Source organism: Paenibacillus sp. FSL E2-8871 (assembly GCF_038000345.1).
In the GTDB taxonomy this organism is placed as follows: Bacteria; Bacillota; Bacilli; order Paenibacillales; family Paenibacillaceae; genus Paenibacillus_AQ.
Map to the genome: position 1 here is coordinate 5345812 of NZ_JBBOBV010000001.1, position 16341 is coordinate 5362152.

The following is a 16341-nucleotide window of genomic DNA, read 5'->3' on the forward strand; positions in this document are numbered from 1 at the left end:
TATCGAGAGGAGAAAACAATATGCTACATCAAGTAGATTTGACGAAGAAACCATTTAACCTGAACGAACAAGATATTACATGGGTACAAGAAACATTAGAAGGCTTAACGTTAGAAGAAAAAGTCGGACAGCTCTTTTGCCCGGTAGGGATGGGTGACAACGCGGCTTTGATCGATATGGCGAAAAAATACCAGCCAGGCGGATTAATGTATCGTCCGGGTCCAGCGCAAGAGATCCGCTCAGCGCATAAATCCATGCAGGAGAACAGTAAGATACCGATGCTTCTTGCAGCGAACCTGGAAAATGGGGGAGATGGGGTTGCAACGGAAGGCACTTACTTCGGGAAGCAGCTTCAAGTGGCGGCTACAAATGATCCGGATATGGCGTATAAGCTAGGGACTGTGGCTTGTAGTGAAGGAAGAGCCGTGGGATTGAACTGGTCCTTTGGACCAATTGTCGACATTAATATGAATTTCCGCAATCCGATTACGAATGTTCGTACCTTCGGTGATCGTCCAGAGACCGTGCTTGATATGGGACTTGCTTACATGAAGGCAGCCCACGAGAACGGTATGGCGGTATCGATTAAGCATTTTCCGGGTGACGGGGTCGATGATCGGGATCAGCACTTACTGACATCTATAAATTCACTCTCCACAGAAGAGTGGGATGCGACTTTTGGACATGTATATCAGACGTTAATTGATGAAGGTGCTAATACGGTCATGGTCGGACACATTATGCAGCCAGCCTACCAACGTCATTTTAATCCAAAATTAAAGGATGAGGATTTGCTTCCAAGTTCGTTGTCGTCAGAAATTCTACAAAATTTGCTGCGCGAGAAGCTGAACTTTAACGGTGTTATCGTCAGTGATGCCACGTTAATGGCCGGATTTACAATAGCAGAACGTCGTGAGCTGGCTGTACCAAAAGCGATTGCTGCGGGATGCGATATCTTCCTCTTCAATCGGAACTTCGAGGAAGATCTAGAGTATATGCTAAGCGGCATTCGTAACGGCATTCTGACGGAAGAACGCTTGAACCAAGCTGTAACGCGTATTCTTGGCTTGAAGGCATCTTTAAGATTGCATGAGCAAGCTCGTACGAATACCTTGGTTCCTGATGAGTCAGTTTTAGCGGTCATTGGTTCTGAGCAACATCACCAATGGGCACAGGCTTGCGCCGACCAATCCGTAACATTAGTGAAAGATACGCAGCAATTACTACCGGTTACACCGGAAACGCATAAGAGAATGCTGCTCGTCGTGTTAGGTGATGAGGAAGGAAGCTTCTCCGCGGGAGGAACCCATAAGCCATTCGTAGAGAAGCTGCGGAATGCTGGATTTGAAGTTACCGTCCATGATCCGATGGACATGCAAGCCATGTTCATGTCGGTTCGGGATTATGTGAAACAATATGACTTCGCGCTTTACTTCGCGAACTACGCGACAGCGAGTAATAAGACAGATCTGCGTATTAACTATACACCGCCATATGGTGGGGATATTCCATGGTTTATTAAAGAATTGCCAACGATGTTCGTATCCGTGGCGAACCCTTTCCATTTGCAGGATGTGCCGCGTATTCCGACGTTCATCAATGCATACTCAGGAAATGAATATTCCTTGAATGCGATCGTTGACAAAATCCAAGGCAAATCTGAATTTAAAGGAACCAATCCGGTCGATCCGTTCTGCGGCTATTGGGAAGCCAGACTATGATGCGTGCCGTTATATTTGACCTTGACGGTGTACTGGTATCGACGGATCATTTTCATTATAAGGCTTGGAAGCAAATAGCAGATCGGCTGAACATTCCTTTCGATGAGGATGTCAATAACCGATTGCGCGGTGTGAGTCGCATGGAGAGTCTGGATATTATTTTATCCGGTGCTTCGGACAAACAATTTACAGATGAGCAGAAGCAATCGTTAGCAGAGGAGAAAAATACGATTTATCGTAAGTTACTGGAGCAGCTTTCACCTGCTGACATCTTACCCGGTGTAACGGAGACCTTGGAAGGATTGAAGGTGAAGGGGGTCGCCGCGGCTGTAGGGTCCTCCAGTAAGAATGCGCAGTTCATTCTTGAACAAGTAGGCTTGTTAGATTGGTTCGCCGTCGTAGTCGACGGTAATCAAATCTCAAGAAGCAAGCCGGACCCGGAAGTATTTTTGCTCGCGGCAAGTCAGCTGGAATGTGATGCATCCGCATGCCTGGTTGTCGAAGATGCGGTAGCCGGAGTGCAAGCAGGCGTCCATGCAGGAATGGAAGTTGCGGCGGTAGGTGACGCGGTGAACAGCAAGGAAGCGACCTTTACGCTTCAACGAATAGATCAACTGCTCAAGCTTATCTAAAATAAGAAGTAATGATGAAGTGGGAATAGTCTTAAAAAGTCGAAAAACCTTGTAGTTTAGGGTTTTCGACTTTTTTTATTATAAATTAAGTTCTACTAGATTATTATGTATTGCCAACTAGCTGGAGAGTCTTAAATACTGGACTTTTGCTAAAACTCTATTGTAAGATCTGTGACAATATAGACTCTAATGTTTTTGCTTGATAGGGCTCGCCAAATTCATATAATACATCGATTGCTGATTGAGCAAGCTTCGTTCCTTCTTCTTTACTGTTCCTTTTAATTTTAATTAGACCGTTATAATACTTATATACAATCTTAAAGAACAGCGTTTGATATTGAGGACTGCTAATATTATTTAAGTTCTCTAGTAAGATCTCTGCATAGCTTATTTGATTGATCATAATTAATTCGTAAATCATATTGGTTAGCATTACACATATGACATCTCGTCCGCGTTCGTGAGCTTCATATTTTTTCATAGACTTAATAAGCGTTTGAAAGAGTATATCTCTTTGATCGTAATCTATGTAATTTAAAGTATTTGTGAACAGCTGCATTTCTTGGAGGGTCCAGGATTGGAGATTGTTGAGATAGTTAGTGATCGTCTCGATATCTTCTGTCAAAATGACATTCTTCTCAAACTGACCCGTCAAGTTAAAGTGCTTCAATAATCTTATACGAGACCTGACTTCTGCCAGATGAATTTTTGAGGTCAGATCCTCTCTCTGATGTAGTTCTTGATAAATCTCAATTAATGCTTCGAGATCGTTATTGTTTCCAGCTTTGGAATATTTGTTGGTAAATGTATCGTGTTTAGATAGTTTATAACCTCTATAAATGTAGAAAAATTCATCAATCCCCATCATAAGTCGATTTAAAATTTGTTCTAACAGCCTTAATGTGATCTCATGGTTTCCTTTTTCAAATTCAATGGCATATGATTTCGAGATAATATCTAAATACACTTCTTTTTGACTTAATCCCTTATTGGTCCGTATATTTCGAACAACCTCACCGTAGGTATTCAATTCGTTCGCCACCCTCTTATTGAAATCGTGAGCTTTTATTATATTTCAGAGAGAATCTAATTTGATTACGAAATTTTGATATTTGAAAATCTACTCATTGTGGTTTTTTGAGCTAATTGGAAATATTAGTAAATAAATCGAATCCGTTGGAAATTTCTTCAATTTAAGGTCCTATTTATAAGACCTTTGTCGAAATGGGACATAAAAGCAATTATGATGTAAGTACGTTAGATGGATTAATGGAAGCATAAGTTTTATATTTCCTTGGAAGGATTTGATTTATTATGAATAATAAAAGTGATTTTTTCAGATTTGAGCGTAAAAATGATGATTTCCCGTTCTACAGTGATTTGCAATCTCCTACTTTGAATTTGAAGAGTGGCCTCATATTTCTTATTGCTGTAGCAGTGGGCTTCGCTCTGTTTCTTATTGGTTTTGGAGGCCCAGTACAACCTTTTATGAATGTGATTTTTCCATTGGCAGCAGTGATTTTTGTTGCACGAAGCCAATGGACGTCTTTATTCAGAAAATTAGTTGCTAAAGATATTATCTTAATTATTGGAACGTACATTGTGAATATTATTGTGACATTTGTTGCTGGTTTCGTTATTTCAAAATTGTTTAATGTGAGCGCTAATCCTGTAGGCGAAAGCTTCAATGGTAATTATGCGGATGCACTTCCGATGTTCTTGAAGATGGTCCCCATGCTGTTTGGTGAAGAATTAATAACAATACTTCCATTCTTAGTTATTCTAGCATTTGCAGTGAAAAAGCTTAAACTGAGTAGAAAGTCTGCAATTATTTTAGCGTGGGTTGTAGCATCCATTATCTTTGGTGCATACCATTTACAAACATATAATTGGAACCTTGTACAAGCCATTCTTGGTATCGGTATTGCACGGGTCGTTCTGCTTTATCCATACATTAAGACTAAAAATATCTGGACATCGTTTATAGTGCATGTAATGAATGACTGGACACTTTTTGGATTTGCATTTTTATCTTCAATGCACCATTAATTAGGTTCAAGCGTTTACGATAGAGTCTAATCAAACACCTGCAACTCCTTATTGAAGAAGGGGCTGTAGGTTTTTTTGTATTCAAAAAAAAGTGGTAGACGCTATATAGCTGCTCAATATGAATGTGATAAAATGGGAAAAATCTATCATAGGGAGAAATTGACATGGGGTTTTCTCTTCTCGGCACACTAATGGCCTTAATTATCCTTGCACCTAGTTTGTTAATGATTAAGTTTCCACCTGAGAATGCCCCTGCCGGTGTTCGAGATGCAGGACCGGTCTTTACAATTTTGGAGAGAGTGGGGCAGTTGGGTTGTATCGGCATTCTTGCAATCTCAAAGGATAACTTTCAACATGTGAAATTCGGTGTGGTAGCTGCCTTCATCGTCTTGTTTATCGTTGTTTATTATGGTCTATGGGTTCGATATATAGTTAAGGGGCAGCAATTTAAATTATTATGGGACCCTTTAGTTTTTATTCCGATCCCGATGGCAGTTCTTCCAGTATGTGCATTCGGATTGGCAGCGATTTGGGGAAAATCTATTTGGCTGAGTATTGCAGTAGTTTGTTTAGCGATAGGGCATTTAGCTAATTCTTGGCATAGTTATAAGTACACCAGAAATAAATAATTAGAAGTATAGTAAAATATACCCATTTAAAAAGTGGTTGGATAGTTAATAAGCTGCATTGATAGAACGAGTTTGAAGATAGATAAAAGCATGAAAATGCATGATTTACGAACAATGGAAAAAATAAAGTCGAAAATGTTCGCTTTTTATCATTGACAACTTATATGATGTCCACCTAAAATGATAGAGCACAACAACATAATTCTTTCGTATATTTCCGGGAATTGGCCTGGAAGTTTCTACGAGGTCACCGTAATGACCTGGCTACGATTAAGAAGAGCAGAGCAACCCCGCATTGTCCTTAATTAGGACTATGGTCATGGGGGACTACTCTTTTTTTCGAGCCGGTGTCTAACAGATACCGGCTTTTTGTTGCTGTCAGACACACAACATACCTTAGGGGGAGAACAATTTGAATCGGTTTTTCAAGTTGAAAGAGAACGGCACCACAGTTCGTACAGAGATCATGGCGGGCTTGACCACGTTCATGGCAATGGCTTACATCTTGTCGGTTAATCCGAGTACTTTAACAGCATTTGGCCGTATTGATATGGGTTGGTATTCTGTATTTCTAGCGACTGCGCTGGCAGCAGGTATTTTCACCATCGCAATGGGCGTGTTCATAAACTTTCCAGTGGCATTGGCACCTGGTATGGGACTTAACGCATATTTTGCTTCCGTAATTCTATCTTCCGCCACATCAGAGCATCCATTCACTTGGCAAATGGGTCTGACAGCCGTATTTATTTCCGGTTTGATCTTTATCTTGCTGACTGTAACTCGAGTGCGACAGATCTTACTAACTGCAATTCCTGATAGTTTGAAACATGCGATTACAGTAGGTATCGGGATGTTCATTACGATCCTTGGTCTTAAGAACAGTGGACTCATGACGATTGGTGTTGAAGCTGGTAAAGACATTCCTGCTAACACTTTTACAGATGTCCTTTCCTTTGAAACTATCATTCACATGGGTAGCCTAGAGAATTCCAATGTCCAATTGGTAATTATCGGACTTCTTCTAATCTCTATCCTGATGGTATTGAACGTTAAAGGTGCGATTTTATTCGGTATCTTGGGAACAACTGTCGCTGGTATGTTGATGGGCGTAGTTGATTTCAGCGCATTGTCCAGTCCGGCAACGCCTTGGGTTCCTGATTTCACACAATTGAACTTCTTCCAATTTGACTGGGATGGTATCCTGCACACAGGTATTGTTTCAGCGATTGCAACTTTCACATTTGTAGAGTTGTTTGATACATTTGGTACACTTGTAGGTACGGCTCAACGCGCTGGTATTATGGATAACCCTGAAGAAGGTAATAGACGTGTAGGTAATGCAATGTTTGTCGATGCAGTTGCTGTAGCAGGTGGTGCGGCACTGGGTACTTCGACTACTACTGCTTTTGTAGAAAGCGCGGCAGGTGTTGCTGAAGGTGGACGTACAGGTCTTACAGCTGTAACAACTGGCGTATGCTTCTTGCTTGCATTGTTCCTTGCTCCAGTGGTTGCTCTTATTCCTGGATCTGCTACAGCCGCAGCATTGATCGTCGTAGGTGTGCTGATGGCACAATCGATCCGTCAAATCGATTTTCAAGATATGGTTGTTGCGATTCCAGCGTTCCTAACTCTTGTTATCATGCCTTTCACTTATAATATCGCTAACGGTATTTCCTTTGGTATCGTAACTTATGTAATCCTTGCTTCTGTTGCTAACCTTGCGGGTAAGAAGAAATACGATATTCACTGGATGATGTGGGTACTTGCGATTCTGATCATTCTCCGTTATGTATTCCTTGGTAGCGAGGGCTAACATATATACAGTATTTCTGAAATTCATCTCGGGCTCCTTCATTACTGAAGGGGCCGTTTTTTTATTTTGGATAATGTATTCTCCTACTTAACTTGTTGGATGTTCTTCCTTTTCATCATCCAATATTTAGATTATATTGTTGAAGAGGTGATGAATGTTGTCCACAAGATTTAGCAATTGGTTTTCTTATTTTAAAAGTAATCCTTGGCCTCTCTTATTGTTTTTGCTGGGGGTTGTGATTCGCATTTTTTACTTTGGTTCGATTCCAGGTGGCTTGAATCAGGATGAGGCATCTATAGGTTATGATGCTTACGCTATTCTTCATTATGGAATAGACCGCAATGGTATTCATTTACCTATTCACCTCATTGCTTGGGGAAGCGGACAGAATGCACTTTATGCTTACTTATCAATGCCTTTCATATTATTGTTCGGACTCACTCCAATGTCTGTACGTGCTGTTAGCTTAATCATAGGTCTACTGGGTATGCTCGTATTCTATCTTCTTTCCAAAGAGCTATTTACTTCCAGAACTGCTGGTATTGTGGCGATGTTTTTTATCGCAATTAATCCTTGGCATATTATGATGTCAAGATGGGCACTGGAATCTAATTTATTTCCCACCCTGATTCTGTTCTCCGTTTATATGTTACTTAAATCATTTCATATTCCGAAGTGGTCTTATGGCTTTACAATTATGCTTGCCCTTTCACTTTATGCTTATGGAACATCCTATTTTTTTGTGCCGATATTTGCTTTAGGTGCTGGAATTCTTCTATTCTATACAAGAGCGCTAAAGCTTCGGACCATTCTATGGAACTGTGCTCTGTTTATATTAATGGCGCTCCCAATCTTCCTATTTATTATGATCAATCGATTGTCGCTAGAGGGGATTTTGACCCCATTATTCTCAATTCCGAGATTGACAACGCCGCGTGTGGAACAGGTAACTTCTATATTCGGAGGGCAACTATTACATACAGCATTAAGCAATTTCCGGGAATTTTTGAAGATATTCATTAGCGGATCTGATGGTTTGCCTTGGAATTCGATTTCACCTTATGGATACGCGTATCCTATTGCGTTACCCTTTGTACTTATAGGACTTATATTTATGTTAACGACAATACGGAACCGTGGTCGTGAGCGGACGGGACTGCTCGTTATTTTACTTTGGCTGTTTGTTTCCGTTTTGATGACCTTTGTTACGAACGTAAACATTAATCGGATGAATGTGATTTTCTATCCAATCATTTTGCTGATTGTTGCAGGGTTTATGTGGTTAAGCAAGAAAGTAAAAGTATTAGCAATTCTGTCGGCTGTAACCTTTAGCTTATTTTTTGTTCTGTTCACTACAGTTTATTTCCGTGATTATCCTAAAGAGATAGGACCAGCTTTTTATGAATCCTTCGGTGAGGCCATACAATATGCTTCTGAAGAGAGTGCTGGGAACATCTACGTGACTGATAAAGTTAATATGCCTTATATTTATGTGCTTTTTTATGAGCAGATCAATCCCCATGATTTCTTAGCAACCGTTAATTATTCTAATCCTGGAGGTGCATTTCAGCAGGTGTCTTCCTTTGGGAGATATAGATTTGGATATTCAAGCATAGTTCCGGGAGAGACAGCGACATATATCTTGTGGAATGGTGATCCCATTCCTGCTGAAAGCGATAATTATTCGGTTAAACGTTTTGCCAACTATACTGTTGTGACCGCTAAGACTGGGGTAGTAGAGGGAATCTCGGAATTTACAAATGGAGGATTTGAAGAGGGGATATCAGGCTGGAGCTTCTCATCCGGTACGGGTATGGCAACCAATAATCCCTATAATGGAAGTTATCTAGCCTATCTTGATCCGGGATTTGACAAAACGATTACACAATCTATCAGAATAGCAGAACCTGGAGAATATAAGCTTGGTATAATGGTTAGTGCTGGTGGAGAAGAAGGAAGGGTTGGCGTCCGAGTTAATGGCGTAGTGCGGGCGGAGGCTGAAATACCTGCTAGTGAGGTTTATCAAGAGCTTACACTTCCAATGGTATCTATCGGTCAGAATGAGCAAACTGAAATTTTTATTAAAGGCGGTAAAGGCTGGATTAATATAGACGAGGTGAGGTTGGAACGATGATCAAGAGTACACGTACGGCCGCAATGACTGTATTGATGCTGTTATTGTTTTTGCTTCCTGTAACAAGCATTTATGCAGACGGAAATCTATTGCAGAACCCTGGATTTGAGGAGGGAGGAGAGGACGCTCCTTCTAACTGGAATAAGGATATGTGGATTTCTGGAGACAACTCGGGCATACTTTCAATCCAATCGGACGAGGTTCACTCCGGTAGTAAAGCGGCAGTCATTGAGAATATCGAGCCCAATCATTTGAAATGGGTGCAGACGATTAAGGCAACGCCGGACAGCTATTATAAAATCTCTGGATGGATCAAAGTAGTAAGTACCGCAGGCGAGGGAATGGGCGCTAATATACTTGCCGTTGGAGTAGGTGGGGGTTATCCCAGTGTAACGGATACGGCAGGAGAGTGGCAGTATCTTGAATACATAGGCCAGACAGGACCTAAGCAGAAAGAATTCGGCATAGGTGCAAGTTTGGGAGGTTACTCCAGCTTGATTCAAGGTAAAGCTTATTTTGATGATTTGTCTGTAGAAAAATTAGGCGCTGCTCCTGAAGGGGCCAACGTCATTTCGCTGGATAGTGCAGTAGTTAGTCAGGATGCTGGTGGCAAAAAAGCGGATACCCCACATAAGGTATCTCCAACCAAGATGCTGCTGATCTCAGCGCTTTTTAGTGTATTTTTTGCAGTGCTTTATACCAAGGCATTCCGCAGTGAGAAGCTTATGAAGCAACCTGAGAATGTCTATTCCAAATGGCTGAGCATTGCCATCGGAATTGCCTTTATACTAAGGATTTGGATCGGTCTGACTGCTCAAGGCTATCAGAACGACATGAATACCTTTATAGCTTGGGGCCAGCGTATGGTTGATTTAGGTCCAGGCAAGTTTTATGAAGAAGGGTATTTTGCCGATTATCCTCCTGGTTATTTGTACATTTTGTACATGCTTAGTCTTATTCGCGGTGTTTTTGGCTTTGCGCATGGTTCGGGTGGAGAAAATCTGCTATTCAAACTGCCAGCGATTATTTCTGATTTGGTATTGGGTTACTTCATATATCAAATGTCCCGCAAAAAACTCGGCTCAGGGATCGCTTTTGGCTTAACGCTATTATTTCTGTTTAATCCGGCGGTGCTTGTTAATTCAGCGGCGTGGGGACAAGCGGATTCGTTCTTTTTGATTTTCCTGTTGCTCAGTATCCATGGCGCTGCGAACAAAAAGTTTGTTCAATCCGCGATTTTGTTTGCATTAGCAACTTTAATTAAACCACAATCGTTAATATTCACACCGGTATTATTGTTTGCTTTCTATCATCACCGTGCTTGGAAGCAGCTTGGATTTGGAGCTTTGTATGGATTAGGGATATTCGGATTGCTCGCGGCACCATTTTTCTGGAATAACGGTGGTTTAGTTGGCCTTATTAATCTGTATAAGAGTACGTTATCTTCCTATCCCTATTCTTCTGTGAATGCATTTAATCTATATACACTGACTGACCCGATGTGGTCATCTCTTGACCTAACTTGGTTAGGTATTACTTACCGTGTATGGGGCTTCATATTTATTTTAGTGGCAGTAGCCATAGCAACGTTTTATTCCTTCAAAAAAGATCGCTTGGATTTATCCAAATCCTACTTTATCGGTATGGCGCTCATTGTAGTAGTCTTTGTGCTTGGAACCAAAATGCATGAACGTTATATGTTCCCTGCTGTTATTCTATGTATGTTCACTTATATAGCGAGTCGGGATCGTAGGTTTTTATCCCTATTCCTTGGATTCAGCTTAACGCAGTATATCAATGTGGCTTATACGTTAACTCATCTAAATGCAGGTGTAAATCCAGGTGCAGATGGAATCGTTTTGGTTACTTCTATAGCTAACCTGTCATTATTGCTATACATGCTCTACATTGGTTATGACGTGTATGTTCGTGGGGGAGTAAAACCTCTTCCAGCACCACCAACACCTGAAGAAAAATATGAAGAAGACCTTAAAGTCGTCGAGCAAATAAGACCGCACCAGAAGGGAGGAAGATTGAGCGATGAAGTTTAAGCGTATAGATTGGATATATATTCTTGCCATTACTGCCGTTTACGCGGCAATTGCTTTATATAATTTAGGTTCTACTAAATCTCCAGAGACCTTGTGGGAGCCAGCTGCCAGCGGTGAAAGCTTCTATGTAGATCTAGGACAGAGTAAACAATTGGAACGCGTGAATATCTTCGGTGGCGTAGGTACCGGGAAGTTTAAGCTCGAATTCAGTGAGTCCCCTGATGTCTGGAGTAGTCCGCTGGATGTAAGCGAGGATGTTGGGAATGTCTTCATCTGGAAAAGCCAACCTCTGAACGTTGCAGCAAGATACGTGAAGTTTACAGTCACCTCTCCAGGGTTCACTTTAAATGAAATGGCCTTCTATGAGCAGGGAGGCGAAAGAGTACCTCTTCCTATAGCCGGTGTTACACCGGATGCTAATGCAGTCGCTAAAAGAGGAGAGCCTGCCAATCTTTTTGACGAGCAGTCGCTCATCCCTGAATATTCTAACTTTATGAATAGCACTTATTTTGACGAGATCTACCATGCACGGACAGCTTATGAATATACACACGGGATTGTGCCTTATGAGAACACGCATCCACCACTAGGCAAGCTATTGATCGCAGTAGGGATGAAACTGTTCGGAGTCAATCCTTTCGGCTGGCGTATTATCGGAACATTGTTCGGGATTGCCATGCTGCCTCTCATTTATGTAATGGCACTACGGCTCTTTAAAAAGAGCAAATACGCAGCACTTGCAGCTGGGTTGTTCGCACTGGATTTCATGCATTTCACACAAACAAGAATCTCTACGATCGATGTATACGGAGTATTCTTCATCATGTTAATGTTTTATTTCATGCAGCGATATTACACTATGAATTTCTTCAGGCAACCCTTAAGAAAAACGCTAATTCCGTTGTTCTGGTCCGGTCTATTCTTCGGAATTGGTGTCGCCTCCAAGTGGATTGTATTGTACGGAGGAGCTGGGCTGGCCATTATGCTAGCTATCTCGCTCTTCGAGCGCTACAGAGAATACCAAGCATCGGGACGGTTGCTCGCGGAAGGGAAGATCAAAGATAAGGAACTGCTGGGCACCTGTCGCGAAGCCGTAAATTCGTTCTGGAAAAATACCATTATTACGCTAGCTAGTTGTGTTGCATTCTTCGTAATCATACCGGTCATTATTTATAGTTTATCTTTTGTTCCGGGTTTATCTGCATCCGCAGAGGGCTTTACTATAAAAGGGTTGATTGATTCCCAAAAGAATATGTACAACTATCACAGTCAGCTTGTAGCTACACATCCTTTTGCGTCCTCCTGGTGGCAATGGCCGTTTATGAAGAGACCAGTCTGGTTCTTTAGTGGCAGTGAGGGTTTGCCGCAAGGTCAGGTCAGCAGTATAGTGACTATGGGGAATCCGCTTATCTGGTGGACGGGTATTTTCGCAATGCTGGCAACGCTGTGGATTACACTGAAACGCAAAGATAAGACCCTTTATATGATCTGGATCGCCTTTTTCTCACAATATGTTCCATGGATGCTTGTCCCAAGGGAAACCTTTATCTACCATTATTTTGCTATGGTTCCTTTTATGATTCTTGGTATTGTATATATAATGAAGTTGCTAGATAGCAAATATCCTGAGGCTCGTTATGTTAGTTATGTCTATGTGGCTGTTGCTTTACTGCTCTTTGTCGCGTTCTACCCTGTCCTGTCAGGGATGCAGGTAAGCGGAGATTATGTGAAGAATATGCTGCGTTGGTTCCCATCTTGGGTTTTCTAAGATTTTTTTAAAATATCTATAACAATAAGTTTATGCTTACAGCGTTATTATGAAGTACAGAAAGATGTAACGCTCCATAAAGCTTTTAGGAGGAATAAAGGTGAAAGCCAGATATAGTGTAATTGTGCCCATGTTCAATGAGGAGCAAGTAATTAGCGTTACTTATGAACGTTTGAAAAAAGTAATGGACGAATGCGGCGATACTTATGAGCTAGTCTTCGTAAATGACGGAAGTCGTGATCGTTCGGCCCAGATGATTCGGGAGATCAGTGATCGGGATGAATGCGTCAAGCTAATTGACTTCTCGCGTAATTTCGGACATCAGGTAGCAATTACAGCTGGCATGGACTATGCCGAAGGTCAAGCGGTTGTTGTTATTGATGCTGACCTTCAAGATCCACCGGAGGTCATTTTGCAAATGATCGAGAAGTGGAAAGAGGGTTATGACGTTGTGTATGCGAAGCGGCTGAAGCGCCGTGGAGAAACGATGTTCAAAAAGGTAACGGCCAAGATCTTTTATCGATTGCTCAGCAGCATGACAAGTGTAGACATTCCCACGGACACAGGTGATTTCCGTCTTATTGATCGTAAGGTATGTGATGTCTTGCGAGGTCTCAAGGAAAAAAATCGGTATGTCAGAGGTTTAGTGAGCTGGGTCGGCTTCAAGCAGACGATGGTGGAATATGAGCGGGAAGAACGATTTGCAGGAGAAACTAAGTATCCTCTTAAGAAAATGATTCGTTTTGCGCTGGATGGGATCACTTCCTTTTCGCATAAGCCACTTAAGATTGCTACGTATGTCGGATTCTTTCTTTCCTTCTCCAGCTTTCTCTATTTATTCTTCGTATTGTTTCAAAGAATCTTTTTCACCTCATGGACGGTTCCAGGTTGGGCTTCCATTGTAGGGGTCAATTTGCTCTTTAACGGTATCGTTCTGATGCTGCTAGGTGTAATCGGTGAGTATATTGGACGGATTTATGACGAGTCTAAGGATAGACCGTTGTATATTGTCAGTGAGACCATAGGATATCGTAACGAAGAAGAAGTGGATCGCCGGAAGGATTACAAAGATGTCAGATAAGAACTTTCGGACTGCTTTCATACAGTTTCTCAAATTTAATGCTGTAGGTCTGGTAAATACCCTCATTGATTTCGTAATCTTCACATTACTGAACTCACTTGGGATGGTATATGCGTTGGCACAGGTGATTTCTTATAGTGCAGGGACAGCGAACAGCTTTATTTTGAATAAAAAAGTAACCTTCAAGGATCGTGATCGTGGTAATAAAGAGGGTTTTGATAAGACGCAGTTGCTGAAGTTTATCGTACTGAATCTGGTAGTACTCGGAATATCGCTGTTGCTAATGCATCTGTTGACTGACAAACTAGGCATTCAAGTGTTGATCTCTAAGGTATTAGTAACGTTTGTGACGGTGATCATTAACTTCTTCGGAAGTCGTAAATGGGTATTCTAAAGTTCAGTAGAACCAATCTACGGAGGTGAAAATCATGCGTAAATTCTCGTATGTGCTCATACTGGCGGGGATCCTTATCATGCTCTATCCAAAAGCTAACGAATGGTATAACGACTGGCAGCAGGATAAGCTATTAGAATCAGCTGAACTGAGCACCAGTGAAAGTACTCCACCACCTGATCTAAAGAGCAGATATGCCGAGGTCACTCAGCTACTAGCGGAGGAATCAGCTTTAGATGCACAAGCACAGCCGCAAGAAACAGAAAAGCCGGAACCGGAAATTGAAGTGGGTGGCAAAGTTATCGCATTAATTGAGATCGATAAGATCAATCTGAAGCTACCTGTATTAGAAGGGGCTACTAAAGCGAATATGAAGCATGCTGCGGCCCATATGAAAGAAACAACTCCAATAGGAGAAATAGGGAACGCCGCAATAGCTGCACATAGAGCTAGAACTACGGGCAGATTGTTTAACAGGCTGAATGAGGTTGTGATTGGGGATACGATTACGGTAAAGACTAGCGATCAGACTTATAATTACGAGGTTTATGATATTTCTGTTGTACTTCCTAGTGATGTGTCTGTTCTAGACGGGAATAACAAAGATAAAATTCTTACTCTAATTACGTGTGACCCACTAGTAGATCCTACACATCGTTTGATTGTTCATGCCAAGCTTTCCTAATCGTTGACGAGAAATAACAAGAAAACTCAAATACAGAGAAATAACTATAAAATAATAGTAAATCTAGCAATTTTGTTCTTGTTTACGAGGATAAATATGGTAGTATAAGACTATAAAAGCTAAACACGATAAACGGCAAACCTATCGAAAGGTAGGGACGCAAAGCTAAAGGGCCTTCCCGAAAGGATGGCAGCCAGTTACCGAATGAAGAGGCTTTTTTTGTTTTTATAAAATATATAAGAATCTTAGATTCATATTTCTACTTGGACTGATTCTGTTAATTTGTCTAGTGAAATTAGAACAGATAGAGCTTATACGATAACGGCAAACCTATCGAAAGGTAGGGACGCAAAGCTAAAGGGCCTTCCCGAAAGGATGGCAGCCAGCTACCGAAAGGGGTTTTATCCGTGAAAAAGGTTTATTTTATGATGGTGGCGCTGTTCGTACTGATTACTGCGGTTCCGGTAAGCACAGCTCAAGCCGCAAGTGTAGATGCAAGCTGGTTGATTACATCGAAAGTGGCTCAAGGTGTTATTGGAATTAACTATGATATTCCGAAAGATAAAAGAATCAAACTCATGATCACTAAAGACAACAGCAGCTATACATATAACTTATATGCTTCTGGACAAGCTGAGGACTTCCCTTTACAACAAGGTAATGGTACTTATAAGGTTTCTGTTCTTGAGAACACAACCGGCAATAAATACAAAGCGTTATATTCCGAAGTAGTAGACGTAACCATGAGTGACTCGAATTCCGTATATTTGGGCTCCGTACAGAATGTGAAATGGAGTTCTTCTGATAAAGCGATCCTTAAGGCCAAAGAGCTTACAAAAGGCAAAACAACAGATGAAGAGAAAGTTAAGGCAATCTATAACTATGTAGTTGCTAATGTACAATACGATTATTCTCTTGCTAATAACGTAACAACAGATTACATTCCGAACATTAACAACACTTTGAATACTAAAAAAGGAATCTGCTATGACTATGCTTCTCTTTTTGCCGCAATGCTGCGTAGTGTAGATGTGCCTGCTAAATTGGTGATGGGGAATACTAGCTACGTTACGCAATACCATGCATGGAATGAAGTGTTGATGGATGGGAAATGGGTTACTATTGATACAACGGTAGATGCATCGTCAGCGAAGAATAAGAAGAATACGGATTTTATTAAGGCTTCAAGTAAGTATACTGCAGCAAAATACTATTAATTTGCATCGCTAGATTCATAACTCTATTAAATAAACAACTAGCTTAATAATTAAGCTAGTTGTTTATTTTTCTATTAGGGGTTGCTTTTCTATGAATAGATAGGTTATTATAGTTAAGCGTTGTTAGACAGCGTACAGGCAATGTTTGAGAGAGTTATATAAACGGA

Annotated in this window: 13 protein-coding genes and 3 riboswitches; of the genes, 12 read left to right on the top strand and 1 reads right to left on the bottom strand. The window is 41.1% G+C overall.

The features are described 5' to 3' along the window. Positions 1-20 precede the first annotated feature (20 nt). Together NYE25_RS24170 and pgmB are read left to right on the top strand one after the other, a co-directional pair. A complete protein-coding gene (locus NYE25_RS24170; RefSeq protein ID WP_341147012.1) occupies positions 21-1721 on the top strand; it encodes a glycoside hydrolase family 3 protein in 1701 nt (566 codons plus the stop codon). Continuing rightward, entirely contained in the window at positions 1718-2353 is a 636-nt protein-coding gene (gene pgmB, locus NYE25_RS24175) for a beta-phosphoglucomutase (RefSeq protein ID WP_341147013.1), read from the top strand. Before NYE25_RS24170 ends, pgmB begins: the two co-directional genes overlap by 4 nt. Positions 2354-2510: 157 nt before the next feature. Here pgmB and NYE25_RS24180 read toward each other — a convergent pair whose 3' ends face one another. Beyond that, entirely contained in the window at positions 2511-3395 is an 885-nt protein-coding gene (locus tag NYE25_RS24180; protein ID WP_339244676.1) for a helix-turn-helix domain-containing protein, read from the bottom strand. 272 nt (positions 3396-3667) lie between these two features. Here NYE25_RS24180 and NYE25_RS24185 point away from each other — a divergent pair, with 272 nt between their 5' ends. From NYE25_RS24185 to NYE25_RS24230, 10 genes are all read left to right on the top strand, one after another. After that, positions 3668-4402, top strand: coding sequence for a CPBP family intramembrane glutamic endopeptidase (locus NYE25_RS24185; protein ID WP_341147014.1), 735 nt, complete (start codon positions 3668-3670; stop codon positions 4400-4402). Between the two features lie 164 nt (positions 4403-4566). Next, complete coding sequence (locus NYE25_RS24190; protein ID WP_341147015.1) at positions 4567-5031, top strand: hypothetical protein; 465 nt, start codon at positions 4567-4569, stop codon at positions 5029-5031. 187 nt (positions 5032-5218) lie between these two features. Next, positions 5219-5318: riboswitch (purine riboswitch) on the top strand. A gap of 125 nt (positions 5319-5443) precedes the next feature. Further along, the gene (locus NYE25_RS24195) at positions 5444-6844 is read left to right on the top strand and encodes an NCS2 family permease (RefSeq protein ID WP_042123999.1); all 1401 of its coding nucleotides are present in this window, start codon (positions 5444-5446) and stop codon (positions 6842-6844) included. Positions 6845-7079: 235 nt separating this feature from the next. Continuing rightward, on the top strand, positions 7080-8978 hold the full coding sequence (locus tag NYE25_RS24200) for a hypothetical protein (protein WP_341147016.1): 1899 nt from the start codon (positions 7080-7082) through the stop codon (positions 8976-8978). Further along, a complete protein-coding gene (locus NYE25_RS24205) occupies positions 8975-11029 on the top strand; it encodes a glycosyltransferase 87 family protein (protein WP_341147017.1) in 2055 nt (684 codons plus the stop codon). Before NYE25_RS24200 ends, NYE25_RS24205 begins: the two co-directional genes overlap by 4 nt. Beyond that, positions 11019-12797, top strand: coding sequence for a phospholipid carrier-dependent glycosyltransferase (locus tag NYE25_RS24210; protein WP_341147018.1), 1779 nt, complete (start codon positions 11019-11021; stop codon positions 12795-12797). Before NYE25_RS24205 ends, NYE25_RS24210 begins: the two co-directional genes overlap by 11 nt. Before the next feature lie 100 nt (positions 12798-12897). Beyond that, entirely contained in the window at positions 12898-13878 is a 981-nt protein-coding gene (locus NYE25_RS24215) for a glycosyltransferase family 2 protein (RefSeq protein ID WP_076285851.1), read from the top strand. Then, positions 13868-14272: a GtrA family protein gene (locus NYE25_RS24220; protein WP_042184722.1), complete on the top strand. Its 405-nt coding sequence runs from the start codon at positions 13868-13870 to the stop codon at positions 14270-14272. Before NYE25_RS24215 ends, NYE25_RS24220 begins: the two co-directional genes overlap by 11 nt. Positions 14273-14306: 34 nt before the next feature. After that, positions 14307-14957, top strand: coding sequence for a class D sortase (locus NYE25_RS24225; RefSeq protein WP_341147019.1), 651 nt, complete (start codon positions 14307-14309; stop codon positions 14955-14957). A 124-nt stretch (positions 14958-15081) separates the two neighbouring features. Further along, a riboswitch (cyclic di-GMP riboswitch) is annotated at positions 15082-15162 on the top strand. Positions 15163-15270: 108 nt separating this feature from the next. Further along, positions 15271-15351: riboswitch (cyclic di-GMP riboswitch) on the top strand. Between the two features lie 13 nt (positions 15352-15364). Then, entirely contained in the window at positions 15365-16174 is an 810-nt protein-coding gene (locus NYE25_RS24230) for a transglutaminase-like domain-containing protein (RefSeq protein WP_341147020.1), read from the top strand. The last annotated feature ends 167 nt before the right edge of the window (positions 16175-16341 follow it).

Coding starts and splice junctions, on each gene's coding strand:
- NYE25_RS24170 (WP_341147012.1), top strand. CDS start 21: ATGCTACATCAAGTAGATTTGACGAAGAAACCATTTAACCTGAACGAA.
- pgmB (WP_341147013.1), top strand. CDS start 1,718: ATGATGCGTGCCGTTATATTTGACCTTGACGGTGTACTGGTATCGACG.
- NYE25_RS24185 (WP_341147014.1), top strand. CDS start 3,668: ATGAATAATAAAAGTGATTTTTTCAGATTTGAGCGTAAAAATGATGAT.
- NYE25_RS24190 (WP_341147015.1), top strand. CDS start 4,567: ATGGGGTTTTCTCTTCTCGGCACACTAATGGCCTTAATTATCCTTGCA.
- NYE25_RS24205 (WP_341147017.1), top strand. CDS start 8,975: ATGATCAAGAGTACACGTACGGCCGCAATGACTGTATTGATGCTGTTA.
- NYE25_RS24210 (WP_341147018.1), top strand. CDS start 11,019: ATGAAGTTTAAGCGTATAGATTGGATATATATTCTTGCCATTACTGCC.
- NYE25_RS24220 (WP_042184722.1), top strand. CDS start 13,868: ATGTCAGATAAGAACTTTCGGACTGCTTTCATACAGTTTCTCAAATTT.
- NYE25_RS24225 (WP_341147019.1), top strand. CDS start 14,307: ATGCGTAAATTCTCGTATGTGCTCATACTGGCGGGGATCCTTATCATG.